Source organism: Mycobacterium saskatchewanense (assembly GCF_010729105.1).
GTDB classification, from domain to species: Bacteria; Actinomycetota; Actinomycetes; order Mycobacteriales; family Mycobacteriaceae; genus Mycobacterium; species Mycobacterium saskatchewanense.
In genome coordinates this window covers 3,241,135-3,262,792 of the sequence record NZ_AP022573.1, presented here as the reverse complement: position 1 = coordinate 3,262,792, position 21,658 = coordinate 3,241,135, and the positions used below count along the sequence as shown (strand labels likewise).

General features: G+C 64.0%; 20 protein-coding genes. 9 read left to right on the top strand and 11 right to left on the bottom strand.

What is annotated here, in order from left to right:
• Nucleotides 1-178 precede the first annotated feature (178 nt).
• Nucleotides 179-1,150, top strand: coding sequence for an IS481 family transposase (locus G6N56_RS15325; protein WP_085255190.1), 972 nt, complete (start codon nt 179-181; stop codon nt 1,148-1,150).
• 40 nt (nt 1,151-1,190) lie between these two features.
• Here the strand turns inward: G6N56_RS15325 and G6N56_RS15320 are convergent, their stop codons facing one another.
• On the bottom strand, nt 1,191-1,682 hold the full coding sequence (locus tag G6N56_RS15320) for an HTH-type transcriptional regulator AldR (protein WP_085255191.1): 492 nt from the start codon (nt 1,680-1,682) through the stop codon (nt 1,191-1,193).
• Between the two features lie 119 nt (nt 1,683-1,801).
• Here G6N56_RS15320 and ald point away from each other — a divergent pair, with 119 nt between their 5' ends.
• On the top strand, nt 1,802-2,917 hold the full coding sequence (gene ald, locus G6N56_RS15315) for an alanine dehydrogenase (protein ID WP_085255192.1): 1,116 nt from the start codon (nt 1,802-1,804) through the stop codon (nt 2,915-2,917).
• Between the two features lie 65 nt (nt 2,918-2,982).
• Here ald and G6N56_RS15310 read toward each other — a convergent pair whose 3' ends face one another.
• Together G6N56_RS15310 and G6N56_RS15305 are read right to left on the bottom strand one after the other, a co-directional pair.
• A complete protein-coding gene (locus G6N56_RS15310) occupies nt 2,983-4,383 on the bottom strand; it encodes an aspartate aminotransferase family protein (protein ID WP_085255380.1) in 1,401 nt (466 codons plus the stop codon).
• 11 nt (nt 4,384-4,394) lie between these two features.
• Nucleotides 4,395-5,888: a CoA-acylating methylmalonate-semialdehyde dehydrogenase gene (locus G6N56_RS15305; RefSeq protein WP_085255193.1), complete on the bottom strand. Its 1,494-nt coding sequence runs from the start codon at nt 5,886-5,888 to the stop codon at nt 4,395-4,397.
• 149 nt (nt 5,889-6,037) lie between these two features.
• On the opposite strand from G6N56_RS15305, the gene G6N56_RS15300 reads away from it, so the two are divergent.
• Nucleotides 6,038-7,666, top strand: a complete 1,629-nt coding sequence (locus G6N56_RS15300; protein ID WP_085255194.1) for a PucR family transcriptional regulator — start codon at nt 6,038-6,040, stop codon at nt 7,664-7,666.
• A gap of 58 nt (nt 7,667-7,724) precedes the next feature.
• Here G6N56_RS15300 and G6N56_RS15295 read toward each other — a convergent pair whose 3' ends face one another.
• Complete coding sequence (locus G6N56_RS15295; protein WP_085255195.1) at nt 7,725-9,110, bottom strand: aspartate aminotransferase family protein; 1,386 nt, start codon at nt 9,108-9,110, stop codon at nt 7,725-7,727.
• A gap of 387 nt (nt 9,111-9,497) precedes the next feature.
• Here G6N56_RS15295 and G6N56_RS15290 point away from each other — a divergent pair, with 387 nt between their 5' ends.
• Nucleotides 9,498-11,000: a gamma-aminobutyraldehyde dehydrogenase gene (locus G6N56_RS15290; RefSeq protein WP_085255196.1), complete on the top strand. Its 1,503-nt coding sequence runs from the start codon at nt 9,498-9,500 to the stop codon at nt 10,998-11,000.
• A gap of 118 nt (nt 11,001-11,118) precedes the next feature.
• Here G6N56_RS15290 and G6N56_RS15285 read toward each other — a convergent pair whose 3' ends face one another.
• The 7 genes from G6N56_RS15285 to G6N56_RS15260 all read right to left on the bottom strand — a co-directional run bounded on the left by G6N56_RS15285 (nt 11,119) and on the right by G6N56_RS15260 (nt 16,894).
• Entirely contained in the window at nt 11,119-12,063 is a 945-nt protein-coding gene (locus G6N56_RS15285) for a PDR/VanB family oxidoreductase (RefSeq protein ID WP_085255197.1), read from the bottom strand.
• The gene (locus G6N56_RS15280; RefSeq protein ID WP_232069067.1) at nt 12,050-13,102 is read right to left on the bottom strand and encodes a Rieske 2Fe-2S domain-containing protein; all 1,053 of its coding nucleotides are present in this window, start codon (nt 13,100-13,102) and stop codon (nt 12,050-12,052) included. The genes G6N56_RS15285 and G6N56_RS15280 overlap by 14 nt, the downstream gene beginning before the upstream one ends.
• Nucleotides 13,099-13,863, bottom strand: a complete 765-nt coding sequence (locus G6N56_RS15275; protein ID WP_085255199.1) for an SDR family NAD(P)-dependent oxidoreductase — start codon at nt 13,861-13,863, stop codon at nt 13,099-13,101. The genes G6N56_RS15280 and G6N56_RS15275 overlap by 4 nt, the downstream gene beginning before the upstream one ends.
• Complete coding sequence (locus G6N56_RS29125; protein ID WP_232069066.1) at nt 13,860-14,282, bottom strand: VOC family protein; 423 nt, start codon at nt 14,280-14,282, stop codon at nt 13,860-13,862. Before G6N56_RS29125 ends, G6N56_RS15275 begins: the two co-directional genes overlap by 4 nt.
• Nucleotides 14,269-15,387 carry a C45 family autoproteolytic acyltransferase/hydrolase gene (locus G6N56_RS15270; RefSeq protein WP_232069065.1) on the bottom strand — a complete coding sequence of 373 codons (1,119 nt, stop codon included), beginning with the start codon at nt 15,385-15,387 and terminating at the stop codon, nt 14,269-14,271. Before G6N56_RS15270 ends, G6N56_RS29125 begins: the two co-directional genes overlap by 14 nt.
• Entirely contained in the window at nt 15,384-16,211 is an 828-nt protein-coding gene (locus tag G6N56_RS15265) for a polysaccharide deacetylase family protein (protein ID WP_232069064.1), read from the bottom strand. The genes G6N56_RS15270 and G6N56_RS15265 overlap by 4 nt, the downstream gene beginning before the upstream one ends.
• 221 nt (nt 16,212-16,432) lie before the next feature.
• A complete protein-coding gene (locus tag G6N56_RS15260; protein ID WP_085255381.1) occupies nt 16,433-16,894 on the bottom strand; it encodes an Lrp/AsnC family transcriptional regulator in 462 nt (153 codons plus the stop codon).
• A 232-nt stretch (nt 16,895-17,126) separates the two neighbouring features.
• Between G6N56_RS15260 and G6N56_RS15255 the strand changes: the two genes are divergently transcribed.
• From G6N56_RS15255 to G6N56_RS15235, 5 genes are all read left to right on the top strand, one after another.
• The gene (locus tag G6N56_RS15255; RefSeq protein WP_085255201.1) at nt 17,127-18,593 is read left to right on the top strand and encodes an APC family permease; all 1,467 of its coding nucleotides are present in this window, start codon (nt 17,127-17,129) and stop codon (nt 18,591-18,593) included.
• 511 nt (nt 18,594-19,104) lie between these two features.
• Entirely contained in the window at nt 19,105-19,404 is a 300-nt protein-coding gene (locus G6N56_RS15250; protein WP_085255202.1) for a PE family protein, read from the top strand.
• A gap of 71 nt (nt 19,405-19,475) precedes the next feature.
• Nucleotides 19,476-19,772: a WXG100 family type VII secretion target gene (locus tag G6N56_RS15245; protein WP_085255203.1), complete on the top strand. Its 297-nt coding sequence runs from the start codon at nt 19,476-19,478 to the stop codon at nt 19,770-19,772.
• Between the two features lie 11 nt (nt 19,773-19,783).
• A complete protein-coding gene (locus G6N56_RS15240) occupies nt 19,784-20,068 on the top strand; it encodes a WXG100 family type VII secretion target (protein ID WP_085254792.1) in 285 nt (94 codons plus the stop codon).
• Nucleotides 20,069-20,253: 185 nt separating this feature from the next.
• A complete protein-coding gene (locus tag G6N56_RS15235; RefSeq protein WP_232069063.1) occupies nt 20,254-21,657 on the top strand; it encodes a PPE family protein in 1,404 nt (467 codons plus the stop codon).
• Nucleotide 21,658 lies beyond the last annotated feature (1 nt).

Sequence of the window (21,658 nt, the reverse complement as noted above, 5' to 3'; positions counted from 1 at the left end):
CGCCCGCTGCTCGCCCCGGAGAAGGTGTTCCGCATGGTGGGGCCGCGCACCCGGCGAGAGCCGTCCTCCGTCGCCTAGCTGTCGTGACCCGGGAGGTTGTTAACGGCGTGCCTGCTTGAAAGTGGGAGGACCTCCTGACGGAGTGGATGTGTCTGGCATTCACCCGTAGGAGGTCCTTGTGTCTCACGCTAACGCCCGTACCAATGTGTTCGCTCGTCGGTTGATCGTTGAGCGTGTCGCCGCTGGGTGGCCGGCCGCGCGTGTGGCTGAGCAACTGGGGATTTCGCGGGCAACGGTGTACAAGTGGCTGCGCCGATATGCCCAGGGCGGCAATCCTGCGTTGGCCGACCGTTCGTCACGGCCGATCCGGATGCCCAACCGCACGAGCTATCAGGTCGAGCAGAAGGTGCTCGCCGCCCGCCGACGCCGTAAGCGCGGCGCTGTGGTGCTGGCCGCCGAACTCGGTCTGACTCCTTCGACGGTTGGGCGGATCCTGGCGCGCCACCAGATGCCGCATCTGAGTGCGATCGACCCGATCACCGGCGAGGCGGTGCGCTGCTCTCGACGCAGCCCCAACCGCTACGAACACCCCACGCCGGGGGCCATGGTTCATGTCGACGTCAAAAAGCTCGGCCGCATCCCCCCCGGTGGTGGGTGGCGGCTGCACGGCCGCCACGCCGCGGTCTCAGTAGCCCACCGGCACAAGAAGACCAAGATCGGCTACGACTACGTCCACACTGCCATCGATGACTACACCCGGCTGGCCTACAGCGAAGTGCTCCCCGATGAGAAGGACCCGACGTGCGCTGGGTTTCTCCACCGGGCACTGGCCTGGTTCACCGCCCACGGCGTGCGCGTGCGTCGGCTACTGACCGACAACGCATTGGTCTACCGACGCGGCACCGACTGGGGCTGGGTTTGTTCGGCCTGGCAACTCAAACGCCGATTCACCCAACCCGGCTGTCCCTGGACCAACGGCAAAGCAGAACGTTTCAACCGCACCCTGCTCAACGAATGGGCCTACGCCCGCCCCTGGACCAACAACACCCTGCGCAGACGCGGCCTTGACCAATTCCTTCGCCACTACAACACTCGACGAGGCCACTCCGCCCTCGGCGGACAACCACCGATCAGCCGACTCGCTGCCTGACAACAACGTGTTAGGTCACGACACCTAGCGAAACAGGCGGCTAAATGGGCGCCGCCCCGCGAAGACGCTCGAAGATGAGTGACGTCTGCGTTCCCGAGACGTCGGCGTCGGCGTTCAGGTTTTCTACCACGAAAGCGCGCAGGTCTTCGGTGTCACGGGCAGCCACGTGCAGGAGAAAATCGTCCGCACCGGCAAGGAAATACACGTCCAGCACCCTCCTGCTGCTGCGGATCCGTTGGATGAATCTGCGGATCTTGCCGCGCGCATTGGACTTCAGGCTGACCGAAATCATCGCCTGGAGCGGCAATCCCACCGCGACCGGGTCGATGTCGGTGTAAAACCCCCGGATCACGCCGAGATCCACCATTCGCCGAACGCGGCCGTGGCACGTCGAAGGCGCAATCCGTGCCGCCCCTGCCAGCGCACTGTTGGTGATGCGCGCATCGTTGTGCAGCAGGCTCAGGATTCTGCGGTCCACCTCGTCGAGATCAACGTGCCGAAGATCCTTCGGCACGTCACCGGAAGGAACCATCGATCCCGTTGGCTTATCTGTCACAACGCGATTTTACCGAATTATCGTCAGTAGCTTTGCATTTCCTCTGATCTTTCTTCAAGATTTGAGCCATAGAATCAACGGCAAGGGGAGCGATCATGCGTGTCGGGATCCCGACCGAGACGAAGAACAATGAGTTCAGGGTGGCCATCACGCCAGCCGGTGTTGCCGAGTTGAGTCGTCGCGGCCACGAGGTGCTGGTGCAGGCCGGTGCGGGCGACGGGTCGGCGATCACGGACTCGGAGTTCAAAGGCGCTGGCGCCCAAGTGGCCGGTACGGCCGAGCAGGTGTGGGACGAGGCCGATCTGGTGCTCAAGGTCAAAGAGCCGACGCCGGGTGAATATGGGCTTTTGCGTCGTGGTCAGGTCTTGTTCACCTATTTGCATCTGGCAGCCTCGCGTGCCTGCACCGACGCGTTATTGGCCTCGGGGACAACGTCGATCGCCTATGAGACCGTGCAGGCCGCTGACGGCACTCTTCCGCTGCTGGCTCCGATGAGTGAGGTGGCTGGTCGCCTTTCGGCGCAGGTCGGCGCCTACCACCTGATGCGCACCCATGGGGGGCGCGGTGTTCTGATGGGCGGTGTTCCCGGGGTCAAACCCGCCGATGTCATGGTGGTGGGTGCTGGCACGGCGGGCTACAACGCTGCTCGGGTGGCGGGTGGGATGGGGGCCGCGGTAACGGTTTTCGACGTCAATATCAACAAATTGCGGTTGTTGGATGCGGAGTTCGGTGGCCACGTCCGCACGCGGTATTCGTCGTCATACGAGCTGGAGGGCGCCGTCAGGCGCGCCGACCTGGTGATCGGAGCCGTCTTGGTGCCTGGTGCCAAAGCTCCCCGGCTGATCTCGAATTCTCTCGTCGCTCAGATGAAGCCGGGTGCGGTGTTGGTGGACATCTCCATTGATCAAGGTGGCTGCTTTGAGGACTCGAGGCCGACCACCCATGACCAGCCCACCTTCGCCGTGCACGACACGGTGTTCTACTGCGTGGCGAACATGCCCGGCGCGGCGCCCAAGACGTCGACGGTGGCGCTGACCAATGCCACAATGCCCTATGCTCTCAACCTCGCCGACCACGGCTGGCAGGCGGCGTGCCGGTCCGATCCCGCTCTGGCCAAGGGGCTTTCAACACACGATGGCGCACTACTGTCGGCGCAAGTGGCGGGCGACCTGGGTCTGCCGTTCACCGATCCGGCCGCCGTATTGGTTTGACGCCGGGCACCGCCCCGGGTCCCGGACGACGGGGTATCGACGCGATTGCCTTGCGGCGGAACGTGTCAGCCTCCCACCGAGTGGGAATCAGCGACGTTCAGTGCCCGGTCCAGGATATCCAGTCCTTCGCGCGCCTCGGACGCGCTGATGATGCACGGCGGGACCACATGGATGCGGTTGAAATTCGCGAAGGGCAGTAGCCCGGCGGCCTTGCAGGCCGCGACGGTTGCATCCATCGCGACGCTGCTGGAGCCGTACGGGGCCAGTGGGGTGCGTGTCTCTCGGTCGGTGACCAATTCGATTGCCCAGAAGACGCCTGTGCCGCGCACCTCGGCGACGCTGGGATGCCTGCGGGCGATGTCTCGCAGGCCGGGGCCGATGACCTCCTCGCCGATGCGGGCGGCATTGGCGATGATGTGTTCGGCTTCCATCACGTTGATCGTGGCGACGGCGGCCGCGGTGGCCAGCGGATGCCCCGAATATGTCAAGCCGCCGGGGTAGGCGCGGTGCGCGAAGGTTTCGGCGATCGCGGGGCTGATGGCGACACCGCCCAGCGGCACATAGCCGGAGTTGACCCCCTTCGCGAAGGTGATGAGATCCGGAACAACGCCGAAGTGCTCCACGGAGAACCACTTTCCGCTGCGTCCGAAGCCGGCCATCACCTCGTCCGCGATGAACACGATGCCATGGCGGTCGCACAGTTCACGCACGCCGGCCAGATACCCCGGCGGCGGCACCATGATTCCGGCCGTGCCCGGAATGGTTTCGAGCAGGATCGCCGCGATCGTGCAAGGCCCTTCCAGTCGGATGACTTCGTCGAGGTGGTCCAGCGCACGCTCGCATTCCTCGGTGTCGGTGCTGGCATGGAACCGCGAGCGGTAAAGGTATGGTCCGAAGAAATGCACGACGCCGCTACTGCCATAGTCGTTGGGCCACCGTCGCGGGTCTCCGGTGAGGTTGACGGCGGTGTCGGTGCCGCCGTGGTAGGACCGGTACCGGGTCAGCACCTTGTGGCGGCCAGTGTGTAGCCGGGCCATCCGCACCGCGTGCTCGTTGGCATCGGCGCCCCCGTTGGTAAAGAAGATCTTGTCCAGCTCGCCGGGGGTGCGCTCGGCGATCAGGCGCGCAGCTTCAGAACGCGCCTCGTTGGCATACTGGGGCGCAACGGTGCAAAGCTTGTGAGCCTGTTCGGCAATGGCGGCAACGACCTTGGGATGCTGATGGCCGATGTTGGTATTGACGAGCTGGGAAGAAAAGTCCAGCAGTCGATTTCCGCGACCATCCCACACGTAGCACCCCTGCGCCGCCGTGATCGTCATGGGGGTGATCTCGGCTTGGGCCGACCAGGAATGGAAGACGTGGGCCCGATCGAGCTCGTAGGCGCGCTCTGCTCGGTGGCGGACGACGTCGGGGCTCTGGCCGTCGGGTAATGCTGCGGTGCAGGTGACGTCGCCTACTAGGGGCATGGCGTGCTCTTTCATCTGTTCTGGGGGAAACCGAGATTGATGCCGCCGTGGGATGGGTCGAGCCAGCGCTGGGTGACGGCTTTGCCACGCGTAAAAAATTGCACCCCTTCGATCCCGTGGGCGTGGGCGTCGCCGAAGAGCGAGGCTTTCCAGCCGCCGAAACTGTAGTAAGCCATGGGAACCGGAATGGGCAGGTTGATGCCGACCATGCCGACCTCGACTTCGTTCTGGAATCGACGTGCGGCGCCGCCGTCGTTGGTGAAGATCGCCGTGCCGTTGCCGTACGGGTTGGAGTTCACCAACGCCATTGCCTCGTCGTAGGTTTCGACGCGAACCACCGAGAGGACCGGTCCGAAGATCTCGTCGGTGTAGGCGCTCATATCGGTGTTGACGTGGTCGATCAGCGTCGGGCCCAACCAGAACCCATCCGGCGCGCCGTCGGGGCGCACGGCACGGCCGTCGACGACGACTTTGGCCCCGGCGGCTTCACTGGCATCGATATAGGAGGCGACCTTCTCGCGGTGGGCCTTGGTGACCAGCGGACCCATGTCGGTATGACGTGTGCCGTCACCCGTTTTGAGGTTGTTGGCTCGCTCGGCGACCTTGGCCACCAGCTCGTCAGCGATTGACCCGACAGTCACGCACACCGAGATTGCCATGCAGCGCTCACCGGCCGAGCCGAAGCCCGCGTTGACCATCGAGTCGGCCGCCAGGTCGAGGTCGGCGTCGGGCAGAATCACCGCGTGGTTTTTCGCGCCGCCCAGTGCTTGTACGCGCTTTCCGGTGGCAGTGGCGGTCGCGTACACGTGCTGTGCGATCGGGGTGGAACCGACGAAACTCACGGACTTGATTGCAGGATTGGTGATCAACTCGTCAACGGCGGCCTTGTCACCCTGCAATACGTTGAAAACACCCGGCGCCAGACCGGCTTCGGCCCACAGGCGGGCCAGCCATAGCGACGCCGAAGGGTCCTTCTCGGAGGGTTTGAGCACCACTGTGTTACCGGCGGCGATGGCAATCGGGAAAAACCACATCGGCACCATCGCCGGGAAGTTGAACGGGGAGATGACGGCGACCGGGCCCAGTGGTTGGCGGATCGAGTACACATCGACCTTCGTCGATGCGTTCTCGGTGAAGCCGCCCCTAAGCAAATAGGGTATGCCACAGGCGAACTCGACGACTTCCAGGCCGCGCTCAATCTCGCCCAGCGCGTCGGGCACGGTTTTGCCGTGTTCGCTGGTGATGATCCGTGCCAGCTCTTTCTTGCGGGAGTTCAACAACTCGCGAAACGCGAACAGGACCTGGGTGCGCTTGGCGAGGGAGGTGTCCCGCCACTGCGGATACGCTGCGGCGGCGGCGGCGATCACCGTGCGGGCGTCGTCGACATTGGCCAGTGCCACCTGCGCCGTCACCTGACCGGTCGCCGGATTGGTGATCGGCGCACGGGCACCGGAAGTGCCCGCGTAGACCTTACCGTCGGACCAGTGCTGCACGAGCTCTGTCATGGGGTCTCTTTCGTAGTGCTGGCCGGTGCTGGCCGGTGCTGGCCGGGTAAGGAGAAATCGGCGGCAGTCTCTTCGAGTCTGTCCGAGCCGAAGGGTGGAGTAGGGATTCATAGTGTTAGCGTTTGCGCGGCCCCAATTACACTGTGTAAATGTCGTTAACGGTTCGTGAGGTGATCGAGCTCCCGGTGCTGCGGCAGGGAATGCCGCAGGTCTTGAGTTCCTGCCGGTTCGAGGACCCGATCCGGTGGGTGCATATTGGCGATATCCCCGACCTGTCGGCCCTGTTGCAGGGCGGCGAGCTTGTCTTGACCACCGGCGTCGCGCTCGACAGTGCGCCGCGACGCTACTTACAGGGCCTGGCCGACGCCGGCGCCGTCGGCGTGGTCGTCGAACTCGGAACGGCGGTCTCCGCCGTGCCCGATTCGGTGGTTGCGCTGGCGCAGCGTTTGGATCTCGTGCTGGTGGCGCTGCACCGTCAGATCAGGTTCGTCGACGTGACCGAGGCTGTGCATCGGCGGATTGTCGCCGCGCAGTACGACGAGGTCGCCTTTGCTCGGCGCGTGCACGAGACTTTCACCGAGTTGAGCATGCTCCGCGCCTCGGCGGGCGCGATTGTCGATGCTGCCGGGCGCATCCTCGACGAACCGGTTGTGCTGGAGGACCTTGCACACCAGGCACTCGCAGTCGCCGCCGATGGTGGGTCGGCAGTGTCCTTGCTTGCCGACTGGGAGCAGCGGTCGCGTAGGAGCCCGACCCACAGCGGCGGGAGCGAAGGCTGGACGGTCACCTCCGTGGGTCCCCGCGGAGAGGAGTGGGGGCGACTGATCGTTCCAAGAAAGTCGGATGACCGGGCTCGGGCCACGATGGTTCTCGAGCGCGCAAGCGCAGCGCTGGCATTGCACCGGATGATCGAACGCGACCGGAGCGGGCTGCACCAGCAGGCGCAAAGCGGGCTGATCGATGACGTCCTGCTGAGTCGGATGACCGACGAGCACGAGGTCGCCGCCCGGGCGCACGCGCTGGGCCTGCGCAAGGCGGCGCGCTACTTCTCGGTGGCGGTACGCGCCCAGCCACCGACTGGTCATACGGATCCTGTTGCAGCCCAAAGGCGCAACACACGGTTGCTTGATACTGTCACGCATACGGCGAACGCGGCCGGCCATAGCGGCTTGTTCTCAATCCGCCGGGACGGCGAGATCGGCGCGGTGTTGGCGCTTAACGCCGCCCGCGGCGGGGCCGAAAAGATACTGCACGCGCTGGGGTTGCGTCTGCGCACCGACCTGCAGCGACTGGACGGCACCCAGCGATCGGTGTTTGCGGTCGGCGAGCCGGTCACCACCATCACCGACGCGATTCGCGGTTTGCGGCAGGCGGCACACATCGGCGAGGTCGCGATCGCGATGCCCGCGACGACACAAGCACTCTTTCGCGCGACCGATGTGCGGTTGCGCGGCCTGATTGCGCTATTGCGCGACGACCCGCGCGTGCAGCAATTCGCCGAAACCGAACTCAAGGCACTCCTGGCCGGCGAACCGGGCAACGAACCATCGCACCTGGAAGTCCTCCGCCATTACCTGCAACTCGCCGGCAATAAGGCGGCTTTGGCGCAACGTTTGCACATCAGCCGCCCCGCGCTCTACAAGCGGTTGACCACGCTCGGCCGCATCCTCGGGGTCGACCTCGATGACGCCGAGTCCATGACGTCGCTGCACGTCGCCGTCCTTATTCTCGACCACCGGCGACAGGTAGACCTCACCGCGCAAACCGGCACCCGCTAGCGGCGGGAGCAATGCCCACAGCTCCGGCGCGGCGGGCGATTTCACCCTGAAGCCTTAACTACAGCAGGTTGCCCGCCTCGGTGAGCACGCTGCGCAGGATGTCATAGATGGCGTCGAAGTCTTTCTGGCCACAAATCAGCGGTGGAGCCAGCTGGACCACTGGGTCACCACGGTCGTCCGCTCGGCAGTACAGGCCCGCCTCCCACAATGCCGGCGTCAAAAAGCCGCGCAGCAGCCGCTCGCTTTCCTCGTCGTTGAACGTTCCTTTGGCGGCTTTGTCCGTGACAAGTTCGATGCCGTAGAAGTAACCCTCGCCGCGCACGTCTCCGACGATCGGTAAGTCGAGTAGTTGCTCGAGCGTCGCGCGGAACGCCGGAGCATTCGCCTTCACATGGTCGTTGAGCGCTTCCCGCTCAAAGATGTCGAGGTTGGCCAGCGCCACCGCCGACGACACCGGGTGCCCGCCGAAGGTATAGCCGTGCCCGAAGACGGTACGCCCGTCGCTGAACGGCTCGAACAACCGGTCGCTGGCTATCATCGCGCCGATCGGGGAGTACCCCGACGATAGGCCCTTGGCGCAGGTGATCATGTCCGGCGTGTAGCCAAAGTCATTGCACGCGAACATCGATCCGATCCGGCCAAACGCGCATATCACCTCGTCCGAAACCAGCAACACGTCGTATTGATCGCAGATTTCCCGAACCCTTTCGAAGTAACCGGGAGGTGGGGGGAAGCAACCCCCGGCGTTCTGTACAGGTTCGAGGAACACCGCGGCCACCGTCTCGGGTCCCTCGAACTCGATGGCCTCGGCGATGCGGTCGGCACAGTAGGTCCCAAACTCATTGATGTCGGTGTCGTACGGGGCAGGCGCACGATAGAAGTTCGTGTTCGGTACCCGCAGACCCCCGGGAGTCACCGGCTCGAATGGCGCCTTGAACGCGGGGATGCCGGTGATGGCAAGCGCGCCCTGGGTGGTGCCATGGTATGCCACTGATCGGGAGATGACTTTATGCTTGCCGGGTTTGCCGATCAGCTTGAAGTACTGCTTGGCTAGTTTCCAGGCGCTTTCAACGGCTTCGCCCCCTCCGCTGGTGAAGAACACCCGGTTCAAGTCGCCCGGGGTATATCCGGCGAGTCGCTCGGCGAGCTCGATCGCCGCCGGTGTCGCATACGACCATAGCGGGAAAAACGCCAGTCGTTCGGCTTGCTTTGCCGCCACTTCGGCGAGTTCCCTTCGGCCATGGCCGACCTGAACCACGAACAGGCCGGACAAGCCGTCAATGTAACTCTTGCCGTTGCTGTCCCAGATCTGCGCGCCGTCCCCGCGGACGACAATCGGCGGTGTGATTCCGGCTCCGTGTCGCGCGAAGTGACCCCATAGATACCGATCCGCTCTATCGGACAGACTCGCGGAAATGCCGTCTATTTCTTGGGTAGTCGTCATCCTATATCCCAATCACGTTGTTGCCCAACAAGTCACGCATAAACCCAAGTTAGGGTGGATATCACTCCCGGTCACGGCTCTGATTTGGATGTGGATTGCTGCAAAAGCGGGCTCCCGGCGAATTCGATCCGGTCGTCGCGGTGGCGAATCGGGGTTATCGCGGCGGTCGTACGGCCGGTTTGACCGCGGTGGCTCTCATCCCTCTGAACGCGACGAGCGGATGCGGCAACCGAATCAAGCGAGGCGGCTCGATTCCATACATGACGCGACTATAGTTCAAAAGCGTTGTTAACAGCAACTTTTGATCGAGCAAATGCGACCTCCAAGTCAATTCTTCTCGAGGGATTTCGTATCGTCGCCGGGATGCGTTGCGGTACGGTAAATGCCATGAACGTCGTCGCGTCCGGCCGGACCGCAACAATCGCCTCCTGCTGGATCGACGGTGCGCCCGTCGTTACCGGAGGGCCGCTGCACCGGGTGGTCAATCCAGCGAATAACGCCACCGTGGTCGAACTGGCGTTGGCGACACCAGAAGACGTCGATACCGCCGTCGCCTCGGCTCGCTCGGCACTCAGGGGTTGGGCGACCGCGACACCGGTAGATCGGGCCACGGTGCTGACGAAGCTGGCCGAGCTCGCAGACTCGCACGCCGAGACGTTGATCGCCGAAGAAGTGAGCCAGACCGGTAAGCCGGTCCGGCTGGCCACCGAGTTCGACATTCCGGGCAGCATCGACAACATCGCCTTCTTCGCCTCCGCGGCACGGCATCTCGAGGGCAAGGCGACCGCGGAATATTCGGGTGACCACACGTCGAGCATCCGTCGCGAGGCCGTTGGCGTGGTCGCAACCATCACCCCGTGGAACTATCCGTTGCAGATGGCGGTGTGGAAGGTGATTCCGGCGTTGGCCGCGGGGTGCAGCGTGGTGATCAAGCCTGCCGAGCTCACCCCACTGACCACCCTGACACTGGCCCGGATCGCCAGGGAGGCAGGGCTGCCCGACGGAGTGCTCAATGTTGTGACCGGCGCCGGGGAGGACGTGGGTGCGGCGCTCGCCGGCCACCCGGATGTTGACGTGGTGACGTTTACGGGTTCGACGCAGGTCGGCCGCAAGGTGATGGCCGCCGCCGCCGTGCACGGTCACCGCACCCAACTCGAACTCGGGGGGAAGGCGCCGTTCGTGGTCTTCGACGACGCCGATCTCGATGCGGCAATCCAGGGGGCGGTTGCCGGCTCGCTGATCAACACCGGCCAGGACTGCACCGCCGCCACTCGGGCCATCGTCGCCCGGGATCTGTACGCCGACTTCGTCGCCGGCGTCGGCGAGGTGATGGGCAAGATAGTGGTCGGGGATCCGGAAGACCCCGATACGGATTTGGGTCCATTGATCTCCGCAGCCCACCGAGTGAAGGTTGCCGGCATGGTCGAGCGGGCGGCCGGGCAGGGTGGCCGGATTGTCACGGGTGGTGTGGCGCCGGATCTGCCGGGAGCCTTCTACCGGCCGACCTTGGTCGCCGACGTCGACGAGAGCTCGGAGATTTACCGGGCCGAGGTGTTCGGGCCGGTGCTGGCAGTGCGCGAGTTCACCGATGACGATGACGCGATCCGGCAGGCCAATGACACGGATTATGGTCTGGCCGCCTCTGCCTGGACGCGCGATGTGTACCGCGCGCAGCGGGCATCGCGTGAGATCAATGCCGGGTGCGTGTGGATCAACGACCACATTCCGATCATCAGTGAGATGCCACACGGCGGCTTCGGCGCCTCGGGCTTCGGCAAGGACATGAGCGCCTACTCCTTCGAGGAATATCTGGCCATCAAGCACGTGATGAGTGACATCACGACGGTCTCCGAGAAGCCGTGGCACCGAACGGTTTTCAACAAGCGCTGAGAGAACCCGTCGCGACGGCTCACGGACCGTGGCGACCGACAGTTTCGTTCGCAACGTTTGGAAGCGGGGTGACCGCCGGGCGGAAGGTGCTGTACCAGAACCAACCGCCGGAGGCAGATCAGATGTCGAGGACAAGGCGGCCGCCGCCTTTGGCGCGAGACACGCAGATCAACATGCTGGCGCCGCTGGTTCGCTCCTGCTCGGTCAACAGGCTGTCACGGTGGTCTACCTCCCCGGCCAGCACGGACGTTTCGCAGGTACCGCAGATCCCCATCTCACACGATGACGGACACTCGACACCTGCCGCGCGGACGGCTTCGAGCACCGACTGATCGGGTGGGACCGAAACCACCAAACCGCTGCGGGCCAATTCGATTTCCGAGTTCCCCGGGGTATCGGACCGAGTGGGCGCGGGGCCGAAACGTTCGAGATGCAGATCGCGGCCGCGACCGACGCGGTTCATCGAGTCGATGAGGGCATCCGTCAAGGCCGGGGGGCCACAGCAGTAGACGGCCGCTCCGGACGCGTTGTCGACGACGTCGCCGATGTCGATCAAGCCGTCCGTGTCCTGCGCCACGAAGCGCACCGCATCACTGGGAAGTTCGCCTTTGAACGCGAAATGGGCCGCCGACCTTGCGCCGTAGACAAGCTCCCACTTGATGCCACGCGAGTCGACCTCGCGGATCATCGGCAAGATCGGGGTGATGCCAATGCCGCCCGCCACGAACACGTACCGGTCGGCGTCAACCAGCTTGAAATTCGAACGTGGCAAACCGATGTCGATAATCCGTCCGCACCGCAGCTCACGGTGCGCCTCGACCGAGCCCCCGCGGCCACCTCGCAGTTCGAGTACCGCAATGCGATAGCGGGTGCGATCGGCCGGGTCGCCGCACAGAGAGTACTGGCGTACCGCCCCGGAGGGCAGGTACACATCGATGTGGGCGCCAGGCTCCCAGATCGGCAGGTCTTGGCCCGTGGGGGAGACGAACTCGAACGACGTAACCGACTCTGCCTCCCAACGGGCCGCCTCGACGCGCACGGTCAGGGCGTCAGACCCTGGCATCGCTGTCTTTCACCCGACTCATCAACTCGTTGAACGAACGCCGATAGTTCAACGTGAACAAGTCCGCGGGCACCGAAAACTCCTGAGCCTCGGCATCCCAGGGGATTTCACGCGGCTCGACGTGCTCCACGATCGGGATATCCTCCAGGTAGACCATCTCCTCGATCCGCAGGCACTCCTCGAGATCGGCTCCCTTGTAGCCGACTTCGTTGGCGACTCCCCAGAAGATCTTGACTTGTTCATAGGAAACGGGTGACGGAAAGCCCACGACGACTCGCCTGCCGAGTTTCTCGTAGTGGTATGTGATCGACGCGAAGCCGGGGGCCGAGCACAGGTAACGCATCATGCAGTCACCGTCTTCCGCCCATTCGCCGTTGCCGGCGTTGAGCGGGCGATCCATCCAGACGTTCAGACCGTCCCGGTATACGTTCAACGGTTCCACCACCTCGGGGGTCGGTCCCATAGACACCTTATGGACGAACGGAAAGTGGGCAACGTCGCGGAAGTTCTCCATCGAGATACCCACGCCGACAGCGGAATCAATCGGGTCGGCGGCTAACCATTCAAAATCGATTCCGCCCCAGTCCTCCACCTCGTACATCTCGCGGATCGGATCCTCGAGAACCGTCCATACGTGGCCGAAGCGCTCGACGGCAGAATAGGTGGCGATCGCCGCTCGCGGTGGGATCTGCGATTGGTCTGACAGGGAAGGGATTCGGGTACACGCGCCGTTCTCGCTGCCGAACTCCCACCCGTGGTACGGGCACGCTATCGAGTCCCTGTGCACCTCGCCGCGGGACAGGTCGGCGCCACGGTGCGGGCAACGCCGCGATTGAACGGTTACCTGTCCCCTCCCGTCGCGGTATACCACCAACTTCGTCCCGAGCAGAGTCGCGCGCTGCGGGGTGTCGAGATCGCGGATGCGAGCCACTGGGAACCAGGACCGGCGCATCGCCGCCTCGGCCAGATCGCGTTTGGTGATGCTGGAATTGGCTGTGACAGTCATGCGACCTGCCTCTTTCGGTGACGTGCTGCTCACGCAGCGGGAATAAGGGCACCGCCGTTGACGGCAAGCGTTTGGCCGGTGATGAAACCGGCGGCGTCACTGGCCAGGAACGCGACCGCCGCAGAGATCTCGGCGGGGTCGCCGAGCCGTCCGAGCGGAACCGCGGCCAACTCGGCTTCATAGACATCCTGTGGCACCATCCGGGTCTGGATGGCGCCGGGGGCGATCGCGTTGACCAGGATCCGATGCGGAACCATTTCGATGGCGAGGGCCTTCATCAGTCCCAGCTGTGCGGCCTTGGACACCATGTAGCCGTAGGAGTGGCCGTCGGGTACTTGGCCCCACTGCGAGGAGATGAAGATGACGCGTCCGGCAGTGCTGTTCTTCAGTAGCGGAAACAACGTCCGGGTGATCTCGTAAGGGCCCAGGACGTTGACGTCGAGGTAGGGCTGCAGGTGCGCGGCCGGGGTATCGGCCAGCGTCTTCCAGTCGTGGACGATGCCGGCGTTGTGCACCACGATGTCGAGACCGCCGAACACCTGCCGAGCGCGGTCACACACGCGCGTCCCGGCATCCGGTGTGGTGACGTCGAGCGTCAAGGTATGCACTTGTCGGCCGGTGTCAGCACGGATCTCTTTGGCCACCACCTCAAGTTCGTTCGTATCAAGGTCGGCGATCAGCAGGTCGGCGCCCCGGTCGGCCAAGGTGGCGGCATGAGTTGCTCCCATTCCGCGGGCGGCGCCCGTGACGAACGCGGTCCGTCCGGCCAGGCTCGTCGTCGGCAGCCCGCTCATGAGGCCGTCCGAGACACGTGCGGTTCGGTGATGTAGAGCATGTTGCCGTCGGGATCGAAGAAAGGACGGTAGCGGTACCAGGTGCCACTGGGGTGCTTCCACTCGATGCGCTTGTCGACCCACTGCACCCGTCCATCGAGCTCGGCCTCGGCCTCGTCGAGGTCGTCGACCTCGAACGCAAAGGAGTCGTACCCGGGCGCGTTCTCCGGATTGACCGCGGTGCGGCGCGGAGGGTGCTCTCCCACTTCGGATTTGAAGATATAAAGGGTGAGGTTACCCAAGTCGATTGCGGCCCACTCCTCGTCCTTCTCATAGGGTAGGTAAAACGGTAGGCCGAGGACGCCGTGGTAGAAGTCAACCAGCGTGTCCACATTGTGAGTAAGGATGTCCATATTGTCGATTCGTTTAAGCGTGGGCATTGGTCTTCTCCTTCGCTGATGGTGCCGCCAGAGCGGCCGGGGCGGTGCACGGGCCGCCCGGGTGGACGGTCAGCGTGCCGGCGTCAACCTCGAGGATGACGGTGGCCAGGGTTTGGAACTGGGCGGACGGCGGCAGCGCGGGATCGACGTGACAGCAGGTGCCGCCGCCGCCCAGCAGATGCGACGACATCGCGGCCAGGACGTCGTGGATGGTGATCTCGGGGCGGCCGGCTAGTGCCCGCCGCAGCATGTCGTGGCGGACGACGGTATCTGGCCCGTTGCGCAGTTCGGTATCGGCGAGATTGGCCGGCGTGCTCAGAAAGTGGTTGGTATGCACCAGGAGTCCGTCGGCGTCAGGCAATGCGTAGCCCACACCGGCGGGGTTGAGTTCCACGCTGATGGCCGCAGACTCGCCACCGGCCGTCGCGACCAGCGTGAGCGAAGAGGAGGCGGACACCGCCGCTTGAGCCGCCATGGTGAGTGCGTGGTTGAGGTCGCGGGCTTCGTCGAGGATCCTGCGGGCCAAAATATGCACCGGCACACCGATTTCGGCCCCGTCGTCACGGTGATGCAGGATGTTGAAGTGGATACCCAGACCCTGGTTGTTGACGCCGATCTTGCCCAAGATGCCGTATTCGGTGACGGTGGTGACGAGGCGGCCGTCGGGGCGCGGAATTTCCCACACGAGCCACAGGTCACTGAGGTCGGCATACCAATCCCAGGCTTGCACCGCCAACGGCGCCCGACCCTTCCGGAGTCGCACCACGGTCGAGCATTCATGGGCCCGCGCCGATTCGCCGTTTGCGCGCCGGCCGAGGGCGGCCAATACCTCAGTACGAGCGTTGATGGCTGCGATGGAGGCGACCGGAACTTTCGCCGCGTGGGCGAGGCCGGTGATCTCGTCGGCCAACTCGGTTGAGTACCGCGCGATGCGACTGAAAGCGATTTTCCCCCAATGCTTCAAGTCCACAGACTTGCCGGCGACGCGGTCGAATAGCCCCTGGTAGGCAGCAACCGTCGCTGCGACTTCGCCCGCATACGTCTCCCCGAACTCGGCGCCTCGCTCATAGGGGAGTGTCTGCGAGGACCGGAATCGGTTTGTCACGGCTGGGATTTCACCGCCACGCCCAGCGACGGCGCCGCGTACTCGGCGACTTGGTCCATTCTGGCGAACCAGACATCCCCCGATGCGACGATGTGTTCCACGACTCGCTCGAGTTGAGCGAGTCGATAGGGCCGGCCGATAACCTCGGGATGCATCGTGAAGCTCGTGTGGCGCCGCTCGGCGCGTGCCGACTCGAATTCGGCGATCCAGGTGCGGCGCAACTCATCCGGGTCGGCGACATTGCCACCGCCGTCGATGTTCCAGCCGAATCGGGGCCAGTCGTCCAGTGACCAGTGCACTGGAATCTCCAGAATCTGGAGATCGCCCCAGCGCTCAATGTACGGACGATCATCACCCATGCAGCTGGAGTCGTAGACGAAGCCGAATTTCACCAGCAGCTCGAAGGTTTCCGGTGTCAGCTCCCAGGAGGTGGAGCGGTAGCCGCGGGGCTTGGGAACGCCGATTTGTTCGAAAACCTCCAGACCACGCTCGATCTCGTCGGCTTGGGACTGCGCGGACGCCTTATCGCTACGCAGGTGCAGGTACCCGTGGTGAGCCACCTCGTGGCCGGCTTCGAGCAACCTGTCCACCAGCCCGGGGTGATGTTCGGCGGTATAGCCCGGCACAAAGAAGGTCGCTGGAATATGTTGGCGTCCAAGCAGTTCCAAGATCCTCGGAATGCCGCGCACCACCCCGTAACGCCCCTCGGAAAGGATCGTGAGCCTGCGCTCGTACTCCGCGCCCTCGCCGAGCCAGCCTGCTTCGGCGTCGACGTCGAACGTCAGCGAAACGGCGACACTGTTGTCGCCGGGGAAGCGGTGCAATCGGGTCACGAAACCTCCTGGTACGCGCTGCGCAATGCATCAATGACACCGCTATGTGCGACGCGTTGCGTTGTCCATAACGCTAACACCACGCAAACAGGGCATGCAACCTGCGCCATTCGCCTTCGCATTGTGCGTGGGAGCCCCGGCGTCCCGCGTTGCGCGACGGTGCGGCGGCTCCGAAATCGCGCCTCTCCCGCGAGATCGGCGCCGCGTCGATGTCAGTCGGTCGGTGGCGTCACGTAGCGCAGCTTATGCACATGCACCACGGACATCGCCTCGACCGACCGCACACCCTCGATCGTATGGACCTCGTTCTCCAGGAACTCCCACAAGTCGACGTTGTCGGCACTGGCGATCTCCGCGCAAACGTCTGCGCGGCCGAGCAGGGTGGAGACATAAGAGATTTGAGGCAATTTCGTCAGGGCGGCCACCACGTCACGATGGTGTTGCGGGTCCACCGTGAGCATTGCGATGGTCAGTTGCTGGTTGCTCAGACGTTTCGGATCGGCAAAAGCCACGATCCGCAAGATCTCGAGATCTTGCATGCGCTTCACGCGTGCGCGCACGGTGGCCTCAGAAGTGCCCACCACTCGGGCGATCTCGCGAAATGCGCGTCGGCCGTCCTCTTCGAGCTGATGCAGGATCGCGCGGTCGAGGTGGTCGAGACTGTCCTGGGCCATGCCCATGACTCTAGCGAGACGCGTTTGCTGCATCGGACGGGCACATCCACGCATTCACTAGGTGCGGGGCGCCCAGCGTCTACGTCTCGCGCAGAAATTTCAAATTGCACCACGCAATGCGCAGTGCTAGTGTTCCGCCTCACAACCGATGCGATGAGCAAAGTTGCGCCGATCGCGTTTCCCGACAGCAAGGCCCGGGGCTTACCTTCAGCCAGGAACCAGAGGAGCCTGAATGACCGCACACGACTCGTTCGCCGACGACCACACCTACGACAAGAGCCTTAGGTGGTGGGACGGCTTCACGATCAGTCTGTCCATCCCAGCTGCCCTGTTTGTCGGTATGGGCTATGCCATCGGCTTGATCGGTGCGTGGACCACGGTGGTACTGCTGGGGATCGTCGCCGTGCAGGCTTGCCTCCAGAACTTTGTGTACTCGGAAATGGCCAGCATGTTCGCCGACAAGGTCGGCGGTATCTCGATGTACGCCCACCAGGGTTGGCGCAGACATTCCACACTGGTGGGTCCGCTCGCAACCTATGGCTACTGGTTTGCGTGGTCGAGTTCGCTCGCCATCTATGGTCTGCAGATCGGCAAGCTGGTGCAGTCCGAGTGGTTCCCCGAGCAAACGTGGACGTTTTCCACCGGGCTTGCGACGGTCGGGCTTCCGCACATGATCGGGCTCGGTGTCCTGGTACTGGGCTGGGCCCTCAACGTGCTGGGCATGCGCCCTGCGATGTGGATCATGTACGCCACGGGGATCCTGGTGCTTATCCCGATCGTGGTGTTCGCCGCTTCTCCGCTGCTCTCCAGCCAGTGGTCGATAAGCAAATTGCATTGGGATCTCGCCGCCAGCGGGGAACCCGGGTGGCGCACAGCACTCGCCTGGATGTTCGTGCTCGCCTGGTCCGGATACGGCATTGAGGCGGTCGCGTCCTTCGTCCCTGAATTCCGTGACACTGTCCGCGACAGCCGAATTGCGCTGCGGCTGGCCGGCCTCTTCATCATCGTCGTGTACACGCTGGTCCCCTTCGGCGTCGGTGGCATTGTCGATCAAGCGGACGTCGCGGCGAACCCCGTGACGTTCTACCTCCGCCTGTTCGGCAGCCTCTTCCGGGGCGGGGACGTGGTGATGACGATCTGCATGATCGCGGGACTGCTACTTCTCATGGTGATGACCACCGCCGACGGCGGACGCGTGCTACACGGGAGCGCGCGTGAAGGTCTGACCATCAAGCAGCTCGGCGAACTCAACCGCTTCAAAGTCCCGGGCCGCGCCATGTCGTTGGATTTGGTAGTGAATGTGATCCTGATCCTTTTCGTCGGGGAAGCGCTCGCGGTGATTGTGGCCGGCATCCTCGGTTACATTCTGTGCCATATCTTTTCGCTCACCGGGTTCCTGCACCTGCGTCGCGACCAGCCGGATGCGCCACGCCCCATCAAACTCGGCCGCCGGTGGATCTACATCGCGGCCGCCCTCGTAGTGATCGACACGGCGATGCTCGTGGTCGGTGCGTTCAGCGCGTCGATCACCGGCTACGGCACTACCAAGGATTTAATCGTCGGAGTCGTGGTGCTCTCGATGTCGATTGTGCTCTACGCCTACCGGCGCCTCGTTCAGGATCGCCAGCCATGGGTATGGCGCGAGCCCGCCGTCGCCAGCGAGGTGGACGGGACCAGCGTTCCCCTGGTCTCGCCGTGACGATGGCGTCAACGTTCATTTACCTAGGACGCTGTTGATAAAGCGATATGCGATCTGTAGCAAACTAATATAGCCGATCAATTGTCTTTGCGACGGGTAGCTTCGAAGTAATCGTTACTGCCGTTGTGTGAACTGTTGCATTCGGACTGGCAAGCGGGCGTGCGAGCCTGGCGGCGACCCGCTCTCATGGAATTCCCCGGCTTCCGGGTTGCAGGGGCGTGACGACGAATTGGGCATGTAAACGCCCTCTGACTCGATACGTGCCGAGGATGCCTCGCGTGCGGGTGTCGGGCTGAACGCCAGAAGTGACGGTTCTCGAGCTTCGAAAGGAACGGTTATCCGCGAGCCGCGACGAATCGGTTCGGCTAATCGATTACTAGACCCGTAACGCGGCTGTTAATTCCGGTAATCAGTCAACAATCCCGTCGGTATAGGTATTGCACAGCTAACTTTACTACGTTAGCATTACGCCAATCAATAAGGGCCTATTACTAGCGCGAAAGGAAAAGCTATGGTGTTCGTGACTACGCAGCCGGAGGCCTTGGCGGCTGCCGCTGCGACTTTGAGCGGTATCGGGGCGGGGGTTGATTCGCAGAACGCGGCTTCCGCGGCGCCCACGACTGGTGTGGTCCCGGCGGCGGCTGACGAGGTTTCCGCGCTAACCGCGGCACAATTTTCCGCGCACGCACAGATGTACCAGGCGGTGAGCGCCCAGGCGGCGGTGATCCACCAGATGTTCGTGAACACGCTGGGAATCAGTGCGTTTTCGTATGACGCCACTGAGGCCGCCAATGCCACCGGCGTGGGTTAACTCCCACCACCCACCGCTCCCCTTGGGGGCGAGTCCTTTCCGGTGATCGATTACTAGTCGAGGAGATTGAGATGGCAACTCGGTTCATGACCGACCCGCACGCGATGCGTGCGATGGCCGGTCGTTTCGAAGTGCATGCGCAGACGGTGGAGGACGAGGCCCGCAAGATGTGGGCGTCGTCGATGAACATCGCCGGTGCGGGGTGGAGCGGCCAGGCCCAGGCCACGTCCTACGACACGATGGGGCAGGTCAACCAGGCCTTCCGCAACATTGTGAACATGCTGCACGGGGTTCGCGACGGCTTGGTCCGCGACGCGAACAACTACGAGCAGCAAGAGCAGGCTTCGCAGCAGATCTTGAGCAGCTAGGGGATATGACGATGACGATCAATTACCAGTTCGGTGACGTTGACTCCCACGGTGCCCTGATCCGGGCCCAGGCGGCGTCGTTGGAGGCCGAGCACCAGGCCATCGTTCGCGATGTGCTGGCCGCCGGTGACTTCTGGGGCGGCGCCGGTTCGGTCGCCTGCCAGGAGTTCATCACCCAGTTGGGTCGTAACTTCCAGGTGATTTACGAGCAGGCCAACTCCCACGGCCAGAAGGTGCAGACCGCCGGCAGCAACATGGCGAGCACCGACAGCGCCGTCGGGTCCAGCTGGGCCTGACGCCCCGCTTTCTCGAACCCGGGGCCGCACCCCGGCGAGGTCGCAACGGTGCTTCCGGCAGGGAATCGGCATCCGCGAGTGCGCCGCGTAACGGCTTGAGAGAACAGACATTTCACTGAAAGCGGTTCCTCGCAGCAACAGGGCAACCGTGAATGCAATCAGCAGCCAGCTGGGTAGGAGGGAAAATGCTGGATTATGCGGCGTTGCCGCCGGAGATCAACTCCGCGCGGATGTACTTAGGAGCCGGTTCGGAGCCGCTGATTACGGCCGCGGCAACCTGGGACCGGTTGGCTTCCGAGTTGACGTCGGCGGCGACCTCCCATCAATCGGTGATCTCCGAGCTGACAAGCGGGCCCTGGTTGGGCCCGTCGTCGGCATCGATGACCGCCGCAGCCCTGGCGTACGTGGAGTGGATGACGACCACCGCAGCGCAGGCTGAACAGACCGCGGACCAGGCGCGTTCGGCGGCCGCGGCATACGAGGCCGCTTTCGCGGCCACGGTGCCGCCGCCGCTGATCGCGGCCAACCGGACGCTGTTGGCGTCGCTGGTGGCCACCAACATCATTGGCCAAAACGGCGCAGCCATCGCCGCCGCCGAAGCCCAGTACGCCGAAATGTGGGCGCAAGACGCCGCTGCGATGTATCGATATGCCGCCGGCTCAGCGGCCGCGACGACGCTGACCGCGTTCACTGCGGCGCCGCAGACCACCACCAACTCGTCCGCGCCGGCCGCCCAAGCTGCCGCGGCGGGCACGCAGGCCAGTTCGGCCGCCGGCCAGTCGCTGCTGTCCCAGGTGCCGGCGGCGCTGCAAAGCCTATTGGGCGGCGGTACCAACCCCCTGCAGGCGCTGGCCGACTTGATCAACGAGTTCAATGCCACCCCCTTGGGTAGCGCGCTTTCCCCGTTCCTGGAATCTGTCGGGTTGGACAACACATTCCTCAGTGGCGTTACGTTCTTCGCTTCCGGTCCCCTGTTCATGCTGGGCCCGCTGATGTCGTTGGCGCTGCCGAATCTGGGAGTCAACGGGGGGCTGGTCGCGGCGGCTGCGACTTCGGTGACCGCGGCACCGGACGCCGTGGCGGGCTTGGCGAACTCGTCGGGGGCCGGAACGGGTCCGGTGAGCCTGGTAGGAGCCGACGTGTCGGCGAAGTTGGGTCGCGCCGCATCCGTCGGAGGTCTCGCGGTGCCGCAGGCTTGGGGCAGTGCTGCGCCGGAGATTCGACTCGTCGGAAAACCGCTGCCGATGCCCGGTCTGGACGCGTTGCCCGAAGCGGGGGCGGCCGGCCCGGGTGGCTGGTTTGGCGGTATGCCTCCCGTGGCCAGCGTGGTCAACGCACCCCGAAGCGGCGCGTCATACCGTCCCGAGACTCGGCGCAAGGTGGTTGCCCAGATGCCCGGGGAGGAGTCCGTCACGCCAGCGGCCATCCAAAGTCGCGAGCCGATGCCGGAGCGGCGTGGCCTGGAGGGCGAAGCCGCGATGAGTGAACGCGAGCGTTTCGATCTGGAGCGACTACGCGACGAGCTAGCCGATTTGGTCATGGAACGGGACGCCGCCGCGCGGCTGATCAAGGAAGCGATTAGGCCATGAG